Annotated in this window: 19 protein-coding genes and 1 pseudogene; 9 read left to right on the top strand and 11 right to left on the bottom strand. The window is 38.6% G+C overall.

Translation table 11 applies throughout. From position 1 onward, the window contains the following. Positions 1-359: 359 nt before the first annotated feature. On the bottom strand, positions 360-896 hold the full coding sequence (locus tag ACFFAP_RS20350; protein WP_375512904.1) for a GNAT family N-acetyltransferase: 537 nt from the start codon (positions 894-896) through the stop codon (positions 360-362). A 29-nt stretch (positions 897-925) separates the two neighbouring features. Beyond that, entirely contained in the window at positions 926-1,045 is a 120-nt protein-coding gene (locus tag ACFFAP_RS20345) for a VOC family protein (protein WP_375512906.1), read from the bottom strand. A gap of 102 nt (positions 1,046-1,147) precedes the next feature. On the opposite strand from ACFFAP_RS20345, the gene ACFFAP_RS20340 reads away from it, so the two are divergent. Beyond that, a complete protein-coding gene (locus ACFFAP_RS20340; RefSeq protein WP_375512903.1) occupies positions 1,148-2,785 on the top strand; it encodes a DUF1565 domain-containing protein in 1,638 nt (545 codons plus the stop codon). Between the two features lie 57 nt (positions 2,786-2,842). On the opposite strand, the gene ACFFAP_RS20335 is transcribed toward ACFFAP_RS20340, so the two are convergent. Then, positions 2,843-3,034: a hypothetical protein gene (locus ACFFAP_RS20335; protein ID WP_375512902.1), complete on the bottom strand. Its 192-nt coding sequence runs from the start codon at positions 3,032-3,034 to the stop codon at positions 2,843-2,845. Positions 3,035-3,105: 71 nt separating this feature from the next. Further along, the gene (locus tag ACFFAP_RS20330) at positions 3,106-5,556 is read right to left on the bottom strand and encodes a hypothetical protein (RefSeq protein WP_375512901.1); all 2,451 of its coding nucleotides are present in this window, start codon (positions 5,554-5,556) and stop codon (positions 3,106-3,108) included. Positions 5,557-6,082: 526 nt separating this feature from the next. Here ACFFAP_RS20330 and ACFFAP_RS20325 point away from each other — a divergent pair. Continuing rightward, positions 6,083-7,282: an acyltransferase family protein gene (locus ACFFAP_RS20325; RefSeq protein WP_375512900.1), complete on the top strand. Its 1,200-nt coding sequence runs from the start codon at positions 6,083-6,085 to the stop codon at positions 7,280-7,282. A 263-nt stretch (positions 7,283-7,545) separates the two neighbouring features. Here the strand turns inward: ACFFAP_RS20325 and fghA are convergent, their stop codons facing one another. Further along, the gene (gene fghA / locus ACFFAP_RS20320; RefSeq protein ID WP_375512899.1) at positions 7,546-8,382 is read right to left on the bottom strand and encodes an S-formylglutathione hydrolase; all 837 of its coding nucleotides are present in this window, start codon (positions 8,380-8,382) and stop codon (positions 7,546-7,548) included. A gap of 805 nt (positions 8,383-9,187) precedes the next feature. Between fghA and ACFFAP_RS20315 the strand changes: the two genes are divergently transcribed. From ACFFAP_RS20315 to ACFFAP_RS20305, 3 genes and pseudogenes are all read left to right on the top strand, one after another. Further along, positions 9,188-9,514, top strand: coding sequence for an NHLP leader peptide family RiPP precursor (locus ACFFAP_RS20315; RefSeq protein ID WP_375512898.1), 327 nt, complete (start codon positions 9,188-9,190; stop codon positions 9,512-9,514). 340 nt (positions 9,515-9,854) lie between these two features. Continuing rightward, positions 9,855-13,121, top strand: coding sequence for a type 2 lanthipeptide synthetase LanM family protein (locus tag ACFFAP_RS20310; protein ID WP_375512897.1), 3,267 nt, complete (start codon positions 9,855-9,857; stop codon positions 13,119-13,121). A 4-nt stretch (positions 13,122-13,125) separates the two neighbouring features. Next, positions 13,126-13,237 (top strand): annotated as a pseudogene (locus ACFFAP_RS20305) (transposase); the annotation flags it as partial. Between the two features lie 361 nt (positions 13,238-13,598). Here ACFFAP_RS20305 and ACFFAP_RS20300 read toward each other — a convergent pair. Further along, entirely contained in the window at positions 13,599-14,390 is a 792-nt protein-coding gene (locus ACFFAP_RS20300) for an ion transporter (protein WP_375512896.1), read from the bottom strand. Between the two features lie 88 nt (positions 14,391-14,478). Here ACFFAP_RS20300 and ACFFAP_RS20295 point away from each other — a divergent pair, with 88 nt between their 5' ends. Beyond that, on the top strand, positions 14,479-14,904 hold the full coding sequence (locus tag ACFFAP_RS20295) for a nucleoside deaminase (protein ID WP_375512895.1): 426 nt from the start codon (positions 14,479-14,481) through the stop codon (positions 14,902-14,904). A gap of 175 nt (positions 14,905-15,079) precedes the next feature. Here ACFFAP_RS20295 and ACFFAP_RS20290 read toward each other — a convergent pair whose 3' ends face one another. The 3 genes from ACFFAP_RS20290 to ACFFAP_RS20280 form a co-directional block, all read right to left on the bottom strand. Further along, positions 15,080-15,598, bottom strand: a complete 519-nt coding sequence (locus ACFFAP_RS20290; protein WP_375512894.1) for an O-acetyl-ADP-ribose deacetylase — start codon at positions 15,596-15,598, stop codon at positions 15,080-15,082. Positions 15,599-15,845: 247 nt separating this feature from the next. Then, positions 15,846-16,499 (bottom strand): response regulator, encoded by a 654-nt coding sequence (locus ACFFAP_RS20285; RefSeq protein WP_375512893.1) that lies wholly within the window; start codon positions 16,497-16,499, stop codon positions 15,846-15,848. Then, complete coding sequence (locus ACFFAP_RS20280) at positions 16,499-17,764, bottom strand: sensor histidine kinase (RefSeq protein ID WP_375512892.1); 1,266 nt, start codon at positions 17,762-17,764, stop codon at positions 16,499-16,501. The genes ACFFAP_RS20285 and ACFFAP_RS20280 overlap by 1 nt, the downstream gene beginning before the upstream one ends. Positions 17,765-18,107: 343 nt before the next feature. Here ACFFAP_RS20280 and ACFFAP_RS20275 point away from each other — a divergent pair, with 343 nt between their 5' ends. The 3 genes from ACFFAP_RS20275 (at position 18,108) to ACFFAP_RS20265 (ending at position 19,666) form a co-directional block, all read left to right on the top strand. Further along, the gene (locus ACFFAP_RS20275) at positions 18,108-18,590 is read left to right on the top strand and encodes a Spy/CpxP family protein refolding chaperone (protein ID WP_375512891.1); all 483 of its coding nucleotides are present in this window, start codon (positions 18,108-18,110) and stop codon (positions 18,588-18,590) included. Between the two features lie 218 nt (positions 18,591-18,808). Then, positions 18,809-19,051 (top strand): regulatory protein SipA, encoded by a 243-nt coding sequence (gene sipA / locus ACFFAP_RS20270; protein ID WP_375512890.1) that lies wholly within the window; start codon positions 18,809-18,811, stop codon positions 19,049-19,051. A 57-nt stretch (positions 19,052-19,108) separates the two neighbouring features. Next, entirely contained in the window at positions 19,109-19,666 is a 558-nt protein-coding gene (locus tag ACFFAP_RS20265; RefSeq protein ID WP_375512905.1) for a peroxiredoxin, read from the top strand. A 268-nt stretch (positions 19,667-19,934) separates the two neighbouring features. Here the strand turns inward: ACFFAP_RS20265 and ACFFAP_RS20260 are convergent, their stop codons facing one another. Beyond that, positions 19,935-20,558, bottom strand: coding sequence for an NTP transferase domain-containing protein (locus ACFFAP_RS20260; protein ID WP_375512889.1), 624 nt, complete (start codon positions 20,556-20,558; stop codon positions 19,935-19,937). A 5-nt stretch (positions 20,559-20,563) separates the two neighbouring features. Then, complete coding sequence (locus ACFFAP_RS20255) at positions 20,564-21,721, bottom strand: XdhC family protein (protein WP_375512888.1); 1,158 nt, start codon at positions 21,719-21,721, stop codon at positions 20,564-20,566. Between the last annotated feature and the right edge of the window lie 640 nt (positions 21,722-22,361).

Here is a 22,361-nt window from a genome sequence, read left to right as displayed (position 1 = left end):
CGTTGATTGAATTCGGGCAGTCGTTTATTGAATTCGGGCAGTCGTTTATTGAATTTGGGCAGTCGTTGATTGAATTGTTCCTCAGATAAAACCACAAATAAGCTGTTATACCAATTCGCAATTCGCTTTTTCGCCCATTCGCAATTGAGAAATTTATATCAAGTCCGGCTAATTAGTTATAATTAGCGCATCTGTGCAAAAACCAGGAAACCCTCTTTCCCCCTGCTAGAAAGCTCCCTGCCGTCTTAATAATAAGTCTTCAACCGGACATGATATTAGATGTAGCAAGGCAATCCCGGCTTATATCTGTTGCCTTATTTTAAAGAATTGGTATAAGTAATCAAAAGATTTCTGGTGATTCAGCTAATTTCACTTTCACCATGCCAATCTGCTCGACTCAGGCAATAAACAAAGCACTCATCGTCACCAAACCGTCGATACTCGATAAATTTGAAGCCAAAGCGTTCATAGAAACGGTGAGAGCGGGTATTACTGGCTAGCGGATCAACAAGTATAGCCGTCACTTGCGGATCAGCAAAACATCGAGCAAGTGCAAGCCGCATCATTTGTGTTCCATAGCCTTTACCCAAATCAGTTTCTTCCCCAATCCAGATATCAATGGCACGAAGATTCGCCGTAACATCACCCCAGTAATGGCTATCCTCATGTGCCGGATCGATAATCTGAATAAATCCGAGGGGACGACCATCAATTTCAGCAATCAATTGCTCTCTCCATTCGGGAGCGCGGTCAAGTTCTACTTCCCAGCCCCAGTCATCGTTAGGATCGGAGTTAACTACATGAGGTTGCTCATCCCAGTGGCGCAATAAATCCAAATCAGCAAAGCTAGCAGGGCGGAGCTTTATCCTTATCGCAGGTGGCGGGGCATAGTTCATACTGTTTTTCCTATGTTTTTGGCGATTCACTAGACGAGTTGAATCACGACACCATTGGGGTTTGTGACTTGAAAGAACCTTTCACCCCAATGTTCAGTCTCAATCTCCGTTGTAATTTTCACACCTTCAGAACTTAAGCATTGATAAATTAAGCTTGTAGTGAGAAGTACTTAAACTTACTTAATGCATCAACTGCTATTCACCTTCATGGTTAGCGCTAGGATAGCTATGTATTTTATTAAAGTATAAATATGGCTCAAACTTTTTACGTAAATTCAGTATCAGGGAAAGATACCAACCTTGGTAGCCAACAAGCCCCATTTAGAACTATTACGCAAGCCCTTAAGGTATCTACTGTTAACACCAAGATTCAACTAGCAGAAGGTAATTACAATGCTGCTAGCGGTGAAGTCTTTCCGCTAACGGTTCCATCTGGCGTGACTGTGGTGGGTAATGAAACCAATAAAGGCAATGGTATTTTGATTGAAGGGAGTGGTAGCTATTTGAGCCGTACTTTTGCTGCTCAGAATGTCACATTTGTACTGCTGGATAAAGCCGAACTGCGGGGAGTGACTGTAACAAATTTAGCTAGTCGTGGTAGTGGTGTCTGGATTGAATCAACTGCCCCTACTGTTGCTAATAGCACCTTCACCAACTGTAAACGGGAGGGAGTATTTGCTACAGGTGATGCTAACCCAGTTATTCTAGGTAATGTGTTCAGTGAGAATGCAGCCAATGGAATTGCGATCGCTAAAAATTCCAAAGGTCAAATTCAAGATAACACCTGCTTGAAAACAGGTTTTGGCATTGCCATTAGTGATACTGCATCACCCACCCTTCGAGATAACAAAATTTACGAAAACCGTTCTGGAATTGTTATCTCTGGCAGCGCTCGTCCTGTATTGCGTAACAATGTTTGCGAAAATAACACTGACGATGGTATCACAGTAATCGGAACTGCCCTACCGGATATCGGCAGTACCAATAACTTAGGAGGCAATACTCTACGCAATAACGGTAAATTTAATTTGCAAAATGCCAGTTCCAACAAGCTGGTTTCTGTAGGAAATAAAATAGATGCGTCTAAAGTCACAGGAAAGGTAGAGTTTGCAGATAGTTCGGTTCCGACACCTACACCCACACCCACACCCACACCTACGCCTACTCCCACACCTACTCCTACGCCTACTCCCACACCTACTCCCACACCTACGCCTACTCCCACTCCCACTCCTACACCAACGCCTACGCCTACACCAACACCTACTCCCATTCCGACACCTACACCAACACCTACTCCCACGCCCACTATAGAATTAACCGATATTGCGAATCATTGGGCAGGTGGCTTTATTCGGGAATTAGTCAAATTGGGGATAGTTAATGGTTTTCCTAATCGCACATTTAAACCGGATGCTACGATGACACGGGCGCAATACGCCGCATTACTGGTAAAAGCTTTCAACCCACCGCCAAACCGCCCCGCGATCAAATTTAAAGATGTACCAGCAGACTTATGGGCATCCAAGGTAATTCAGCAGGCATATCAAGGTTTATTTCTCTCTGGTTTTCCTGACAATACCTTCGCCCCCAACAAAAATATCCAGCGTGTGCAAGTAATTGTCTCCCTAGTGAATGGGTTGGGATTATCTGCTGATGGTACCGCATCTATCAAAGCTTTTGATGACCAAGCAAAAATTCCTGAATATGCCAAGGATGAGGTAGTAAAAGCTATAAACAAGGGGATTATCGTCAATCACCCGAACGTCAAACAACTCAATCCTACCCGCGATGCTACACGCGCAGAGGTAACGGTGATGGTATACCAAGCTTTGGTAGACGCTGGTCGTGTAGCTGCGATTGACTCGCCTTATATTGTGACTGCTTAATAAGCCATAGCAAAAGTCATATCCCGCAAGCCTCTGCCAGCATTGATCTGGCAAATCTCAACCGCATCTATGAGCCACTGAAGGAACAAGAAAATCTGCAACGCGATCGCTTACCCAGTCAACTCGCCACTCCCCTGCGAGAATCCCACAAATACTTTCGGGATGTGATGGCTGTTTATCAGGGAACAAAGGACTGCTAGTAGGTTGGGTTGACGTAAGGAAACCCAACATCCATTGCTTTGTACTCAATGATTGCGCCCTGACTCAAGTCGCCTGTGATTTGATTGTCGATCCCCTCAAGCAGCAACTCCCCGTCTTTCCTATTCCTTGGTAGCAAACCATTGTAGTGGCAAAAACTTCATAATATTTGTTACAGTTTTTAAAGTTTTTAATTCGGGTATATCTGGTTTTAATTGTTCTGCGATCGCTAATTTTTGTTCAGCTTGTGCAGGTTGAAAATTATATAAATAAACAACAGCTAAATAAAGCCATGTGTAAGCATTTTGAGCATCATATTTAGTTAATTCTATTAAATTTTGGATTAATTCTGGGACTTGGCGCTGCAAAAGTTGTGATAAGACTAAAGTGTAACGCCAATTTAAGTTATTTGGCTCTGTTTGCAGATGATAATTAGCTGCAAATTCAATTTGTTTTAAATAATCTTGAGTAGGATCGTATTGATTAAAATTATCTATCTGCACAAATATATTATTTAATTTACCCTGTTGTAACTCTTGCGCTAGTTGTGAAGTTCGGGTAACTAAATCTAAAGCTGGCGATTTTTCTACTGTTCCTACATTTGTCACATTTACAGTAATATCAGGAATATTTAAAGATGTGATTTTGTTGTTTCTTCTATCTAAATATAGTGCTGATAGGTGATATTTTCCTAGTGGTAGTGTTTTAGGAATAAATGTAGCTAAGGCTTCTTTCACCCGGAAATTCCCTTCAGGATGGCATTTGATCCCACAGTATAAATTACCCAAGCCAATGGCATGATCATGATACCAAGATGATTGGCTGTTTTGCCATTTTAACAGTAATATACCATTTTGCAAATCATCCCATGAACCTGTTATTTCATAAGTTACAGGGTTGTTTTTATCTAAAATTAATTGTTGAGAAACCGCAACTTTTTCTAGATTAATTACAGACTGATTATTACTTATTTTTTCAACAATTACATGAGGATTTTTGCAGTTATATAATCGCATTTTATCTCCATGAGGTAATATCCAATCGCCCTGTAATTTCAAATCAGTAGAAGATTCGACTAAAGATTTTAATTTCCGTTTAGTCTCTCCACTTTCTCCCGGTTCCTCTGGTTCATTATCTCTGGTGATATACCAACAAAAATATTGTAAATTTTCCTCTACCTGAGATAATTTGGTTGTTAATTTTCTGCCGTATACGCGAAAATCTGCTAATGTCCCAAAATAATCTAAAGTAAACTCATTTATCTGAGGTATAGCAACGGGAATTACCCCTAAATTTGACCTTAAATATAAATTTGTCTGGTTGATTTTGTTTATCAGTTTTTCCAGAGGATATTTTTTCGCATCATCATTAGGTAAATGTTTACCACCCCATGCTTGAATTAGGGGTAATGGAAACAAATTATTGAGTAACACTATGCCACTTAATACCAAAGTTGCTAATCTCAGTCTATCCAAATATATATTTTCAATTAAATTGAATAAATCCGCCAATATTAAACTAATTATAGGAAAGCATGGCAGAATAAATCTAATGTCTTTATTTGTGCCCAAAGAACAAATTATATAGCTACTTACTAAGGTAACTAATAACCAAATTCGAGCCGATTTATGGAGATTTACTGAAATTGAATCAGTATTAAATTGATATTTAATCAGATAAACCAATAAAATGCCAATACTCACAGATAATATTGGTAAACCAACGCTTTCTGGAATCATCTGTGGATAGTATAACCATCCAGCAATAGTTGTGGGAGAAGGATCACCCTCCCCTTTTCCGACTTGGTTAGCGTTTAATGCCGATGTAATAATTGTTAACCAATTTAAGCCATACCAAAAACTACAAATTAACCAAGCTATTATCAAAGATGAGCAAGTTTGAATTAGCTTGATAAATTTACGTTTTCTAATAAAAATAATTAATGTCAAAATACTAGGAACTAAAATAAAAATAAACCCTGTAGGTTTAGTTAACAATATTAAACCTATTCCTCCGCCCAAGATGATAGTTAATACCCATGATAAAAACCCAGTATAACTATCTTTCCAAATTGTCAAGATTGTGAAAGTTACTGTAACAATTGCTGTTAAACCATAATCTAATAAATAATCTGTCCGCATAAATCCCAAAATAGGAAATAACAGGCAAAATATGCTGGCAGTTATGCTAACTTTTCGGTTTTTAAATAAAAATTTACCTAAATGATATACTGAAAGTATAATCATCGCAGTATATAATAAGTTGACCAAACTTGCTTGGTCATATCCACGTCCAAACAATATCAAAAATGGGACGGTGCAAATATATACAAAAGGAGCGCGATAATTTGGAGTTAATTGCCACAGAGATAACCACCAATTTCCTGAGAAGATATTGAAGTTTTGAAAAATTCTATAATGATGTAATGCTGTTGTTAAGTGTGCGCTTTGATCGTAGGATGGAATCGATTCATCTAATAAAAACCAAGCTCTATCTATAGCTAATGCTATCAACCAAATTATTAAAAGGATGATATAGTCTTTTCGATGCTTAGAATGGTCAAAATCACTCATATTTATTTATTCAAAAACAAAGTTTAACCAATTATATATCTGTGGGTAAGCTCCAAAACGCTAAGAGTTGGGGATTCATCGGTTCTGGATGATTACGAATTTGAGAAACTGGTTAAAATTGCGGCTTCGTGGGGATGTAGTTTATCAGCAGCAATCAATGTATAGTTTTGGATCGGTCGCCAATTTAGACCCTGGCCGACCTGAAGGGTAAGAAGATAGCTTTTGACAAAGGCTTAAGCGCCCATTATATGCTTGTGCGATCGCTGGCAAAAGTCGGCCTCGATTTTAGTGACATTGAGCCAGTATATCTGACACAACCGGAGGTGTTAGAGACATAGAGACGTGAAAAACAAAAGTTTTTGGAGTTTTAGGCGTTTGTTGAAAATTTGGTCAAAAGGGTTTAAAGCAAGCTGTTAATCGAACACTCGTAAATTGAATTATTGATAAGGGTAATTTCCGATAACTATATAAAAAATTACGTGGTTTACTAACCAACTACTCCTTTGATTGGTAGGCTGATTATTGAATGAATACAATTAATGACTCAAGTTCTCCAATGGAAGTGTTAAAATCTGGTAAATCTGGTGAACAAAGATTGCGTCTTCATTACTTAGACGGCTTACGTGGATTGGCATCTCTGTATGTGGTAATGTATCATCTATCAGGATACATGGGGCAAGTGCCTATATTTTTGCAATTAATAGGTAAAACTGTCAATTATGGAACTTTTGCTGTAGTTATTTTCATCGTACTTTCCGGTTACGTTCTTATGCTACCTGTAACCCGTTCGCAAAGTGTTTATCTTTCTGGAGGTTTATGGAATTATATCCAACGGCGAGTGCGTAGAATTTTACCTCCTTACTATGCGGCTCTTGTTTTTAGCCTAATAGTAGCAGTTATTATATTAGGACTGATTAAATTTTTCAATTTTCAATGGCATCAATTGCCAGAAATTGAAGATGGTTTTAATCCTTTCTTTTCTCCGATTGACGTGATAACTCATCTGCTACTCGTTCATGATTTTACTTCTGACACACTTGAATCTATTGATGCACCTATGTGGAGTGTCGCTGTTGAGTGGCAGATATACTTTATCTTTCCACTTTTTCTGCTACCTATATGGCGGCGTTTTGGCTTATTTTATACTGTTATTAATACTTTTTTAATTAGCTTATTACCATTTTATCTTTGGAATAAACTTATGGAGCCAGTTCATCCTTGGTTTCTCGGTTTATTTGCTTTGGGTATGGCAGCAGCAGATATTGGATTCTCTCAAAAACCCAAGTTAGTAGCAATGAGGGAATCGTTACCTTGGAGTGTATTTGTAATTATCTTCTTTCTTATTGGATTGATAATTAATCAAGAAATAGAAGAATGGATTTACGATTATATTTGTGGATTAGCAGCAGCTTGTTTACTCATTTACTGTACTAAACTTGTAGTTGAAGGTAAAAAATCGCTTATTTTACGGCTTTTTGAAACTCGTTGGGCAATTGCATTAGGAACATTTTCTTACAGTTTGTATCTTACTCACGCAGTTATAATAACAGTGGTAGAACATTTACTTTCAAATCTTCAAATGTCACCAGTTAAGTTTATATTGGTATTGTATGTAGTGGCTCTACCACTATCATTAATTATTGCCTATTTGTTTTACTTAATCTTTGAAAGACCATTTATGTCCGATTTTTTGAAAAAACGCAAAGTAAAAGATGCTGTGAATTAATTGTAGTCAACAATCAAAAGTTGGGGTAGTATTGTCAATCTCTTAGGCGTTCGTCTGAGTAATTTTTCTTTGTTCTATAAGGTGCACGTTATTTTGATAATTTTATGTCGTCTAATGCGAATTTCTGTAGACCCGCAGTATGGACATTGCACAGTAGATGACCTCAATTCATCTTTATATTATGCAACGCCGGAATCCTATAGAAATGTGGGGTCTAAATAGATGAAAACTGCTGTAATTAATAAAGCGATACCTACGGTAAGCTACGCTAACGCATGGTGGCGGATATGATCTTCAATAAAACTGGCAATGAAATAATAACTGTGGTCATAGCCTTCTTGATAACGCAAGTTTAGCGGCTGGTTAACATCTGCACAAGCTTGCTCAAACACTTCAGGCATTAATTGTTCAGCTAAAAATTTATCAGCAGTCCCTTGGTCAATCAGAATCGAACTGTGATATCCTACTTCCTTGACTAATTCACTAGCATCATAAGCACGCCAACTTTCTTGATTGTTGCCAAGATAACCACCCAAAGCCTTTTGACCCCAAGGACAATGCATAGGTGCAGTGATCGGTGCAAAAGCTGATACAGATTTGTAAAGTTCTGGGTTTCTCATTGCACAGACAAGCGCCCCATGTCCCCCCATCGAATGACCAAAAATACCTTGTTTTTCAGGTTGTGTGGGGAAGTTTGCAGTAATTAAAGCAGGTAATTCCTGGACGACATAACTATACATTTGGTAGTTTTTACGCCACGGTTCTTCTGTAGCATCAACATAAAAGCCCGCACCTGTGCCAAAGTCCCAGTCATCATCCTCACCTGCAATGCCAGTATTACGCGGACTCGTATCTGGTGCAACCAATATCAAACCGTACTCAGCTGCAAAGCGCTGCACTCCCGCCTTCACCATAAAATTCTCTTCTGTGCAACTTAACCCAGAGAGGAAATAGAGAATCGGCACAGATTTTTGAGTTACTTGTGGTGGTTGATAGACAGCAAAGCGCATTTCACCGTTACAAGTTGAGGAGGAATGACTGTAAAAGCCGAGTTTGCCACCAAAGCTTTTATATTCGGAAATGAGGTTGAGGTTAGACATTGGTTATATTCTCAATCCTTGAGCGATCGCCAGAGAATGATTATTTTAGCGTGAACTACTTGGTAATGCACCACCTCCTTCATATACGGTATGAGGAAATGCGATCGCAAGGTGTTTAGGTAGTTACGGGGAAAGGTTTGTCACCTAAGTTAGTAATACTTCTTTGTAGTTATTTGCATAGATGTTACTCTCTCAGTTTTTGGATTTATTTAGCCTTACAAGAGTATTCCCTTCGCCGTATGGGTTCCAAAGCAAAGGGATCATAAGAATCTTAGAATCTCGCGTTTCTACAAATAGAAAAGCATGTCCCATAGTGGTGAATTTCCATAATTCACCACTATTCTTACTAAGTTTTTTAACTCTAAAAAAAAGCGGACAGGACAATATTCGTGTTAGTGAATAATGTAAGAATGCATGAATATTTAATTAAGTCTAGCAAATGCATACAGCCCGTGACAATGCACTATTTTTCAGTAATACTGGCAATTTTTTAGTTTTTATCACAAAAGGCTTATCCGAGAACAAATCTATCAAATATAAGAGTTTACAAGACAAAATCAGACGATTCACGATCTGAATAAATTTATTGTAATTATTCAAGGTACAAACAGAGCAAGCTATACTAAAACCAAAATAAAGAACGAGTATTAACAAAAAAATGTGAGTATGACTGAAAAATAGTGCATTGTAATCGGGTGTTGTTGGATGCAACATAATAAATAGTAAACCACTGCATCAGATAGCTTATAATAACTTTCTGGTGCAGCGGAAAATGTAACTAACTCAAACTACAGGAGATACTCAAATGTCAGAAATTAATCAACAACCTAGTGATGGAATGAGCAAACACGCTCTGGAAAGAGAATTAATTGCCCGTACCCACAAAGATGCAACATTTAAGCAAAAGCTGCTAAGTAATCCTAAGGCAACGGTAAAAGAGATTTTAGGGGTAGAGTTTCCAGAATACTATGAAGTCAAGGTGTTTGAACAGCCTACAAACTCCCTCTACTTGGTGATTCCTCAAAATATTGAGAGTAATTCAGCAAATGCAGAGTTGAGTGAAGAAGAATTGGAAGCAGTCGCTGGTGGCTGTAGCTTCAAAGTCCTTTGGACTGGGCTTTGTGTAGATTAATAGGCAAGGCTCAATTGTTGCTCCTGGCTACTTTGTTGTAGCAACCACATAGTCATTAACTCTCAGAGGATGTCTAATCATTTTTTTGGCTGTCAACAGTACCAACACTGTAGACTAGTTGCTTCACAAGGCTGTAGAGTTGCTCCTAAACGTCGGTAAAAAAGCTTTCCTCACTCTCCAAGCCAAAGAGCTTTCTACTGTTTAGATATCCTCTTATTTATTAATTTTAAAACAAATCAACATCAATGTCAAAGTGTTTGAAATCGTTGCATAAGCAAATCTAACCCCACGGTTTTTTTACACCCAAAAAATTTTGACAACAGAATTGTTAAATATGTATATGATTTTACCTTTTAAAGAAGATTTAGTTAAACTAGTAGAGAAAGCAAGCACAATTACTGAACGTCTTGGCAGTGGATTTTTTTTCAATGAAGCTCAAGAAAAGGATGACATTGTTAATGCTAGGATTGAAGAGTGGTGTCAGGTTGTTGCTCAGGGAAACCAAGATAAATTTGAAAAGCGTCTTGCATTAGATGGTCTTAATATAAGTAAAGTACGTCGAGCGCTTGGCTCTAAGCGCATAACTGATGAGCAGCATTTACCAACTTGGATGAAAACTTTACACGAAGTCATACAAGCCACTGAATTCGTTAGCTTGGAAACTTTAGAAGAAAGTACTTTTAATAAACACCGTTTTTTTTATCCTCAAAACTCCATACCTTTTCAAGAAGTTTTTTTGTCATTTATTCATCTTGCCAGACAAAAGTTAATAGCTCGTGCTGGTTCCAGTTACCATCTTCTTTCAGAAGAATCATACGCACTGCTAGAACTCGGCCTCTTACGACAACTGTCTTATATCTGTTCGCAATCACTATACTTAGAGTTTTCAATTTTTCGTAATTTTACGCAGCATACATTAGTTGGTGTGCTTGGGCAACTTTCTGGCAGTCATTCAAAACAGCTTTACAGAAAGTTTATTAAAAATATGTTGAAAGGAGGTCTGCTCTCATTTTTCCAAGAATATAGTGTATTAGCCAGACTGGCTGCAACCGCAACTGATTTGTGGGTTGATGCCACTCTTGAATTTATTCTTCGACTAGCATCAGATTGGTCTGAAATTCAGACAACTTTTCAACCAGAAAAAGAGCTGGGTCAAGTTGTTGCTGTAAAACCTAGTCTCTCTGATTTACATAGAGGTGGACGCTCAGTTATCAAGATAACCTTTGCATCTGGCTTAAACCTGATTTATAAACCCAGGAATTTAGCTATTGAGTCAGCGTATTTTAACTTACTAGCTTGGTTTAATCAGCACGATGTACCTTTACCATTCAAGTTACTTAAAGTAATAAACCATTCAACTCATGGCTGGGTTGAGTTTGTAGAGCCTTTAGTTTGTAAAGATGAACAAGAAGTCAAGCAATACTATCGCCGAGCCGGTATGCTTTTATGTTTGTTGTATGTCCTGCAAGCAACCGACTGCCATTTTGAAAATATTATTGCTTGCGGAAAACACCCTGTCCTGATTGATATGGAAGCGCTATTGCAGCATCGCGTCTGGGAAGATGTTAATGCAGGGAGCGAATCTCTAGGAAATTGGCAGCTTCAAGATTCTGTACTACGCACTGGTTTATTGCCACATTGGGAGTTTGGACTTACAGGCGAGAGTTTTGATTTCAGCGGGTTAGGAGGAGTTGGTCAACAGCAGACATCTTTTCACGTGTTGAAGTGGAATAACATTAACACTGATAGCATGATGTCCAGTTATGAGTATGGAAAAACTCCCCTGCAAACCAATTTACCTTCATTGAATGGTGTAACTCTGCCATTTAGTCATTATACTGAAGACCTTATTCATGGTTTTCAGCAAATGTACCGTTTCTTTGTGGAATACAGAGAATTAATATTAGCTTCGCATAGTCCCTTGAAAGCTCTAGCACATCAGCCAACTCGCTTTATTTTCCGCAACACTCAAACTTATCATTCTATTCTGGAAAAAACGCTTAACCCAAAATATTTGCGGGACGGTGTTGATAGAAGCATTCAGCTCGACGTTCTTAGCAGAGCAATGCTTTCATCAGACTCCAAATGTTCATTTTGGCCACTACTGAAAATAGAGGAGCAGGCGCTGGAGCAGATGGATATTCCTCTATTCACATCTTATCCAGACAGCGATGCTTTGACGCTCGCCCCCAATGAGACGGTTGAAAAATATTTTAAGGAACCTAGTTTGAATCGTGTCATTGCTTGTCTGAACAATCTCAATGATGAAGATTTAGAAAAACAGATTGGTTTTATTAAGGGGTCATTGTATTCGCGTACCGCTAACGAGGTCAGCAGTTCATCCTTATCTGAGAACGTTGGTTTAAATCTCGATGCTGTCACTCCTTTAATAACAGAAGAGATAGTGCAGCAGGCAATTGCGATCGCCTTAGACCTTGAGAAACGAGCAATTTGCTCTGCTGAAGGTAGTGTTGACTGGATTACATTTGCACATATTATAAAAGCACAGCGATTCCAACTTCAGCCAATGGAGTTTGGTTTGTATGACGGAAGGTGTGGAGTGGCATTATTTCTAGCTGCATTGGAAGCAGTTACTGGCGATAATCGATTTCGCAAATTGACCGTGGGAGCTTTGCAGCCCATTGGCAAGGTTTTGCACAACTCAAACCCTAAATTTGGGCAAAAAATCATCAAGCGAATTGGTATTGGTGGAGCTATGGGGATAGGCTCAATCCTTTACGGTCTAGTGCGAATCAGTCAATTGCTAGGTGAACCAGCACTTTTGCAAGATGCCAAAATAGCAGCTTTGCTAATCACACCAGAGTGCATTGCTGCCGATAATGACTTGGACGTTATGTTAGGGGCTGCGGGTACTATTTTGGGATTATTAACCTTATATAAGGCTACTACGGACTCAACGGTTTTAGAGCAAGCCATTATCTGTGGTCATCATTTACTAAATAACCGTACGCCAAGCGATGCTGGACTTAGAACCTGGGCAACCTTAAATGGAAAACTGTTGACTGGATTTTCTCACGGTGCTGCTGGCATTGTTTACGCCTTGCTACAGTTATATGAAACCACTTCTGATGTAGCATTTCTAGAAGCTGCTCAAGAAGCGATCACCTACGAGCGCAGCGTGTTTTCTTCAGAAGCCATAAACTGGCCTGACTTGCGGTGGGAAAAAACCTCATTCACTGCTAGGAGCTGGTGTCATGGCGCTCCTGGCATCGGACTAGCACGCTTAGGTAGTTTAAAGATTCTCGATACGCCTGAAATCCGGCAAGAGATTGAAGTTGCCTTAAAAAAGACACAACAATCTGGTTTGCAGGGGGTGGATAACATTTGCTGTGGCAACTTTGGCAGAACGGAGGTTCTACTAGTAGCAGCCCAACAACTATCACGCCCAGACTTACTTCAAACAGTCAAAAAGCAAGCGTCCTCGCTTATTGCAAGAACACAACAAACAAGTTATTTTTACCTTTCTCACCATTTTCCTAAAGATGCTTACATCCCTAGTTTGTTTATGGGAACAGCCGGAATCGGTTATCAACTATTGAGAATAGCTTACCCCAACCGTCTTTCCTCAGTTCTACTGTTTAATTAATAATTATTCTCCAGACCTTAACAAGATTGAGAAATGCTGGTCTTATTTAAAAAGTCGAATCCGCAAAAAACTTTCTTCAGTTTGATTGTTTACGAGATGCCATTGAGCATACATAACTATATATTTTTGCTTAATTATAGCAGTTCTAAATGATTCGTAAACTTCTTTCCTTCTTCTCTTGGCGCTCTTGGCGACTTGGCGGTAGCCTGCGGCAAGCCGCTACGCGTCTACGATAATTTTTACAATCTCATTTAGGATTGCTATATCAACAATAAATATCTCAAAGCCTTATTTTTTCGTATATCCTAGCTAATTTAGGATGTTTGCATTTATGTCCTATAGCCTAGCCACACAAAGGCTTTGATTGTTTTCGGAGATGTCTTATCAACCTATTTTTAAGCTTTGATGCACTCACTTTAGCGTACTCTATCTACCTGCAATCTGCTGTATCTCTGCCATGCAGCTAGCGATCGCGTCTCAATTAACCCTGCGACTAGGTAACTTAGTCCCGCACCTTTTACAAAACCCAGCATCTACATCATGGAAAGCCAAACCACAACCTGAACAAACTGTTTCTATCTGATTAGCAGTCTTCACCACGCGCTTAATTAAATCCCCCACTTGCCAAGGAATCAGTGCAATTCCTGTAAAAATCATCAGTACTGTTAGCAAGCGGCCTAATTCAGAAATTGGAATAACATCGCCAAATCCCACAGTTGTCATTGTGACAACAGAAAAATAAAAAGCATCCAAAAATGTACCGTAATTTTGAGGATTAACCGGATGCTCAACTTGATAAATTAAGCCAGAGTAAATAAAAACAATTGCAAATAATGTAAATAATATTCGCGCAAAAATCATCCCGTCTTCGGTGCTGATAGTGGCGAATAAAATTTTTCTATCTATAAATCTGATTAATCGTAAAATCCGAAACCATCGGAGTAGGCGGATAAAGCTAATATCCACCATTCCTATAAAAAATGGCAAAATCGCCATTAAGTCAATAATCGAATAAAAGCTAAAAATATACTTAATTTTGTTTTCCGCACTCCACAGGCGGAGTGAATATTCCACCGCGAAAATGATGACGATCGCAGTATCAGCTACATTCAACTCAAACCGCATATAATCAGGAATATTATATGTTTCTGCCACAAAAATTCCTGATGATATTAGCACCAAAGAGGCAAGTGTTAAATTAATGGCTTTACCTATTGGTGTTTCCAGGTCTTTTAAGTAAAATTCTGTTTCTTGTCTGCTCAGTAACATATTCGACCATTAATACATCTTAATTCCCAGTTATAGCATTTGAAATACGATATTATTAACCATTATCCTTACGTTAACTCCAGCTTATATGAACCCAGAATATTTTATGCGTTTAGCATTGGCACAAGCAAAAGAAGGCGATGCGCCTTACGGTGCAGTGATTGTTAAAGATAACAAAGTCGTTGCTGTAGCTCATAATACTGTTAGAAGAGACAACGATCCATCAGCCCATGCAGAAATCAACGTCATTCGTAGTTTAACAGCTAAACTTAAAAACCCCTCTTTAGAAGGTTATAGCATATATACAACTGGCGAACCTTGTCCGATGTGTGCAACTGCTTGTGTTTGGAGTGGTTTATCAGAAATTGTATATGGTGTTTCAATTCAAGATTTAATTTTGGTAAATCAATCACAAATTAATATATCTTGTGAAGAGGTAATCGCTAAGTCCTTTAGCAACATCAAAGTCACAAGAGGCATTTTAAAAAATGAATGTTTGGAATTATTTAAATAAGCTATCAAAAAACTTATTTTAGGAGTAGTCCTTTCAAAGTAACTCGAAAAATCTTGTTTTTTCTTTCTGTACCAGGGACACGTTGCTCACGTCATAAAACCTTCCCAAGCAAGTGTCATACTCTATGATTCTCGGTTTAAAAGTAATTTATTTAACCAGTATTCGTTTACTTCTGTCAATGCGTAAGTCTTAAAATATTCGTATATATTCCATAGTTTTCTGAGTCATAGCAGCAAAAAATTATTCTTTGGGGACGACCATTCTTTTGTAGTTGTTCATCGCATATTTTCACTGCCACCTCAGCTGCTAAAGTTTTAGGATATTTATAAATGCCAGTACTAATGCAAGGAAATGCTAAACTATTAAACTCTTTATCTGCGGCAATTTGCATACATTTATAGTAACACTGAGCTAGAAGTTCAGATTCTCCGTGATTACCTCCTTGCCATACTGGACCTACAGTATGAATGATGAAGCTTGCAGGTAAGCGATATCCTTTGGTTAGTTTAGCATCGCCAATTTTACATCCTCTAAGTGACCTACACTCATCAACTAGGTCTGATCCAGATGCCTTGTGTATCGCTCCATCTACGCCACCACCCCCAAGCAGACTAGTATTTGCAGCATTGACGATCGCATCAACTTCTAGCTTTGTGATATCACCCAAAATCACTTCCATAAAACAATTAAGCATAATCAAGACTCATCTATATACTACATTTATATTATGTAGTCCACTATACAGTTTTAGTTTCAAGCTTAACGATCAGTCTGCTTAAAGTGATCAGCGATCGCAAATAATGGCAAGTTCGCAATTTTTAGCGAACGCCTGCTTTTTCTAGATTTATTCAAGCATTTTTTATCTACTTTATCAATGCGTAAGTTATAATTTTTCCATTGTATAAGTAGTTCGGCGAAGAATTACGAATTATTTAACTTGGCTAATTCAAATAGGATAAATATGTATTTGCCCAAATAGCAGCTTGAGTGCGATCGCGCAAATTCAACCTGTTTAAAATATTCGTAACATGATTTTTTACAGTCCCCTCAGAAATGTAGAGTTGTTGAGCAATTTCTCGGTTACTAGCGCCTGTAGCTATTAACTGCAAAACCTCTTTTTCTCTCGGAGTAAGTTCAGCTAAACTAGACGGTACAGGCGGTGACTGGGTTGGTGTACCATTAGAAAACTGAGTTAACAGCTTTTTAACTATACCTGGGCCTAATTGAGTATATCCTTTATAAACGGCACGAATAGCAACAGCTAATTCTTCTGAGGGTGTATCTTTCAATAAATAACCCATAGCCCCATTTTGCAACGCTGCTGATACATATTCATCATCATCAAAAGTCGTCAGTACTAAAATTTTAGTTTTGCCAAAACGTTTTTGAATTTCTCGCGTCGCTGCAACTCCATCCATAATGGGCATTCTGATATCTAGCAATACTACATCTGGCTGAAATTCAGCAACTAAATTAATTGCTTGTTCACCGTTTTCTGCTTCTCCCACTATCTCTAAATCTGGTTCTAATTCTAATAACGCTCTTAATCCTTGACGAATTAAACCTTGGTCATCTACCAGCAGCACTTTAATCATTATATCAACCTCGTTAAGGGAATATTAACTGTAATTTTACAACCAGAACCAGGAGCACTATTAATATTAAACTCACCTCCAAGTGCTAAAGTACGATCGCGCATACTATGAAGCCCAAAACCAGTAGTATTTTGCCCTAAATCAAAACCTTTACCATTATCTTGAATTATCAATCGCAAATTGCCTCTAGTGGTAGCGAGTTCTAGTTTAACCTCTGTGGCATCCGCATATTTAGATATATTAGTCAAAGATTCTTGAGTAATCCGGTAAATAGCGGTGTTTATTTCAGGTGGTAGAGGATATTCCAGGTTGATTTGATAAATTGGTAAAATACCATTGGAGCGATGAAAGTTTTCTGAAAGACTAGCGATCGCCCGTTCTAAAGATTGTTCTTGTAAGGGATTCAAACGCATAGTAGAAACAGATTGGCGGACATCTTTTAGCGCTTTTGAACCTAATTCCTTTGCTGTTGCTAGAAATGTTTCAGCCTTACCTGGGTTATATTGCCATAGTTTTAAAGCTGTTTCTAATTGCAGATTTAAAGCAGTTAGAGAATGTCCTAATGAATCATGTATTTCACGAGCAATACGGTTACGTTCTTCTAAAGTAGCTTGATTTTCAATTTGCATGGCATATTGGCGCAGTTTTTCATTAGCGATCGCTAGCTTTTCTCGACTATGCCGTTCAGATAATACTGCATTCATCATCAACAATACAAAAACTAAACTTAAGCCAAATACTAGCGAGGAATTCAAAATCAGAAATCGATATCGTTCTTGTGCTTGTGGTGATGTTTGAAAATTGAATAACTGGTATTTGAGTTGTGTAGTAATTAAAAATAAGCTAAATGATAAAGTTGTAACGAATAAACGCCCAGGTAATTTAAAAATCAGGCAACTACGAGTTACTAAAATTATATATAGAAAGGGGAAAAGGCGAGCAAATCTCTCACCAAAAAGTCCAGTCATTAAAATCAATAAAATTTCAATAGCTGTGTAGATTACCTTAGTTATCTGGTTACTCTTGGGTAATCTTAAGCCCATTAACGCAAAAATAATCAGACTATAAATTGACAAATCTGGCAATATATTACAAATTGATAAGTCTGGATATATACCACAAATTGATAGTTCTGGAGGCTTGTGAGGAAATCGCCGTAACGGAGGTGGTATAACTGCCGTCAATGCAGTAATCGCTAATAGTGTCCACTCTAGATAAAGTAGAGACGGAAAAGGATGTTTCTTAATTTGAATTGGAGAATTCATCAGCCGCTTCGCTCCAGTTATGAATGAGTTATAAGTTAGGAGTTAGAAATTTCGGATATATTAGCGATAGTTTCCGCCATTTAAAATTTTTGCAGAGTGAATAGTTAAGAGTAAATGTATGGTGTAAAAAGATTATGTAATAAGCGAAACAAACATTTATAAATTAATCATAATTAAAAAAAATATTATTCATAACTCCTAACTATTTATTGTCAATCATATTTGTCAAAATTCAATCATGACTAAAGTCATGGGTAGAACCATGACTTTCTCCTCATGTGATTACTAAAGATAAATTATTATGATAGTGGCATCCAACCAGGAAAAACCCACCAGATAAGTAATGAAACTCAAAGCATTATCGTTAGTCGCTGGAGCGATCGCTCTAACTTTAACTGCAACCTCCTTTGCTGTTAACGCCCAAACAGCCTCTCCTTCACCCGTGTTACTTGCACAAACCCCACAAAAAGAAAGGGGCCCTTGGAAAGAATTGGGTCTAACAGATTCTCAAAAAACCCAAATTCAGGCAATTAAGCGTGATAGCCGTACCAAAATGGAGGCAGTTTTCACCCCAGAACAAAAGGCAAAATTAGAGGCAGCCAAACAAGCACGTCGGGCTGAGTGGCAAGCGCGTAAGGCACAGGGGCAAACAGGTCAACGTCGAGGAAAGGGTGGTTATGCTGACTTAAATCTGAGTGAAGTACAGAAAACCCAAATCCGACAAATCCGGGAGTCTGAAAAACAACAGATTCAAGCAGTCTTGACCCCCGAACAGCGCCAAAAATTAGAGCAATTCCGTCAAAATGCTCCTTCACGCCGTCAATAAGGCAATCCCCAATAATAATTTTTCAAAAAACAGCTAACTTGACTAATGTCTAAACATTGTTTTCCATAGTCAAAAATTAATAGACTTCTTGCAGAAGATGCGGAAAGGGGATGAAATTTTTCCCTTTCCCTTTCCCTATTTATTCCCATGCCCAATTTAGTAGACTTTCAAGCTAGTTATGAGTTATGAGTTAATTCAAAACTCCTAGCTTGATTAAGATGTCTAAAGAATTCGCAATTGGTAGTAAAGTCCGGGTTGTGGCGCTACCGCCCTACGTCAAAACTGCTGAACCTATGCCCATGCTGCGCCCGCCCGATGTAATTCACATTGGCGAAGAGGGTATAGTCATTGACCGCAGACCTGGTGGATATTGGGGTATTCGCTTTACTAGGGGAGCCTTTCTCTTAGATAGCCAATACATCGAAAGCATAGATACCCCACCCGAATCTCATTTAAAGTGAGATTAGCAGCAACCAAGAATTGTAAACTTGTGTAAAGTTGTAATTCTGGTTTTCACCATGATTTCCCGCCGCACTTTTTTAAGCATATTATTTGCCAGCTGTATTTCTTTGATCAGCTGGCTGAATTTTACCCCTGCTGCTGACGCTCTTGGTGGTAAACTTCCTGCTATTAATCAACCCGCACCAGAGTTTACTTTGCCAACCAATACAGGTGATGGCAAAATTTCCCTCTCTGACTCGCGCGGTAAGTGGCTAGTCCTCTACTTTTATCCTAAAGACTTCACCTCTGGTTGTACTATAGAAGCTCGCCGTTTTCAGCAAGACTTACCCCAATATCTCAAAAAAAACGCACAGATTATTGGCGTAAGTGCTGATGACATTGATTCTCACGCCAAATTTTGTGATTCAGAGGGACTAAAATTCCCGTTGTTGGCTGACACCGATGGTTCAGTAAGTAAAGCTTACGGTTCGTGGGTCGGCTTCTTATCAATGCGCCACAGTTTTATCATCGATCCTCAGGGCGTCTTGCGCGAGACTTTTGTCAAAGTCAACCCAACCATTCACAGTTCAGAAGTGCTGGCACGACTAGAAAAATTACAGTCTACAGCTTCTTAGACGATTAGCCTAAGTTAGGGATTTGCCTCTTTGGCTTAGGCTAACGCGTAAAATTTACTCTGTTTAGCTATTAACGCACAATAAACCCCCTGACTGTCTAATCAGTATTTAGGAGTTTGAGACTCAAGCACAGTGCAAAGTTCCTAAGTAACCAAGTGGCGGGTTTGAATCCCCCACTTTTATGACCGGAGGCGGAGCGTCTCCGGCTTTGCTTCTGAATTCTTCTTCAACTGGCGGCAAACCAGGGATATTATAGCAGTGCAATAAGTTAGTTTTGCGTGGGAATTGATAGCAATTGTTCGTAATCCTTTGGTGTATCAATATCGATATCGCCTAGTGGAAATGGAATAGAAAAAACTTCATTAAGGTTATTATTAATAACTCTTTTTGCTCCTGAAGTTTCTTTCAAAGCAGCAAGTTCTGAAAAAAATATCTGGCTAAATAGAGCAGGTACACCTAATGTATTTGCATATTCACAAGCAATGAGCGGTTTTTTTGTCGAATAATATGCATCAACAAGTTGATTAATAAGTTTGTGAGAAACAAATGGCTGGTCGCAAAGTGTAATAACTACTGCTTCTATTTGTTGCGGAAAATTATTTAAAAATTCAATACCGCTCTTGATTGAAGCACTCATTCCACAAGCCCAATCCAAGTTTTTAACTACTGTAACGGGAAGTTGCTCGATTTGGGGATGAATCTGTTCTGCATTTGCTCCAAGTACTACTACCACAGGTTGACAAACTGAAGCGATCGCCATGTCTGTAATATATTGCAACAAACTACGTCCTTGGTAAAGCAATAGTTGTTTAGGTGTACCCATCCGTGTAGATGCACCAGCTGCAAGAATCATAATCGCTATGGTTGATTTTTCATTGTCTATAGTAGTCATAAAAACTATGTGGTGAGTAGCAAGTTTGAGCTGCTTTCATCGTATTGGTGAATTGGTTGATTGCGATTTCTTAAAAAATTACCATTGCGGTTTTTTAGCACTGCTTGAATTTCTGCAATAATGGCGATCGCTATTTCTTCAGGTGTATCTGCTCCAATGTCAATCCCAATCGGGCCATGCAATCTGGTTAATTGTTCAGCAGTATAAACTATTTTTTGCGAACCTAAATCTTCAAGCAATCTTTCAGTACGCGCCTTTGGGCCTAAAACCCCTATGTAGCGTGCAGGAGATGGCAGCAACGTTTTCAAAATTTCCAGGTCATCAAGATAATTATGCGTCATCACCACAGCAACTGTGTTGGCATCTATAAATACCTGTTTATCTACAATTTCTCGCCGAGTAAGAATCACATCACAAGCGATTGGAAATCGCCCTTTAGTTGCCTCATTAGCTCGACAATCGACTACAGTAACGTCCCAACCTAATGCTTGAGCAAACTGTGCTACGGGTACAGCATCATAACCAGCACCAAATATTACTAAAGGCGTGGGTGGTTGGATGACTTCAATAAAAACTTCGGCACTGCCTAAAGGTAACTGATAGTTTTTTACGCTTGACTTTTGATTAGTAAAAGCTGCTTGAGTATCTGCAATCAAAGATTGAATTAAATTTGAATCTTTGATGTCAGTAATAATTTTACCATCTGGATACAGCAGTAAGCGCGACCCAGGTTTTACATCTACCCCATCTTCAAAAGCAAAGACTGTAGCAATAACACCCAAATGTTTTTTATGAAAGCACTCTTGTGTAAAAGCGATCGCATTCGGTGAACTTTCTTTTTCAAGACGTTCGATCAGAACTTGCACTGTGCCATTGCACCCCAGACCAAAGCCCCAAAGAATATCTTCCGAGGCGGTGTTATCGTAAGTCACAACAATTGCTTCGCCGTCCGACATTCGTTGTTGAGTATGCTCAAATACGTCATTCTCCAAGCAACCAGCGCTGATTGTTCCAATCATCCGACCTGTATCTGTCATCAACATTTTAGCACCCGGTCGGCGATAGGTTGAACCTTGAGTTTTGACTACAGTGGCAAGGAAAGTGATTTCACCTTTTTTTTTACTTGACTCGAAACCTTCTAAAATTGCTTGTAATTCGTTCATTTTATTGCTTATTTTTCTGTTTTTAGGAGTTTGTCAGCTTTAGCAGGTAGTTAAATGGAAACAATGTGATGACTGTGCTATTGTGCATCCTACTAGTGTCAAACACTCCTTCGATTTGCCGTCCATTAACGATTACAGTATATATGTTAGATTCAGGTGCGATCGTAGTGTTCTGCTATCCAAGATAAGCGAAAACACCACTGAAATCATGCTCCGCAGGATAGTTACCAACTTTAGTCATTTATCTATTATAAGAGTTAGCACGGAATATTGATTTTCCGTAACTAGAGTTTTGGCAGAGTACTTTAAACTTATTGCAAAATTCTTAATTTGAGACTCTTTATTTTCATAAAAGGTGGGACTGATCGATTTCAAAGCCGCAATCCGACGCTGTGCTCTATCAAGTACTTTAGACCCACGTTTTGGACGTGACATAAATCACTTTACTGTTATTAATAATGCGCCAGGATAAAAACTGACTTCTACCCTGAACTGTACAGCATTAGGATAGACAGAATTAGGGTTAATTGACACCCGCATATTCAGTATAAATTAATTTATTTGCTACAAAAGCATTAAATAGATTTATGTAAATTATTGGAGGTTGCCCGAATTCAATAAACGACTGCCCGAATTCAAT

Origin of the sequence: uncultured Nostoc sp., assembly GCF_964245575.1 — a bacterium.
In the GTDB taxonomy this organism is placed as follows: domain Bacteria; phylum Cyanobacteriota; class Cyanobacteriia; order Cyanobacteriales; family Nostocaceae; genus Nostoc.
Note: the sequence above shows the minus strand (reverse complement) of the source record. Positions and strands in the feature narration are given on the sequence as shown.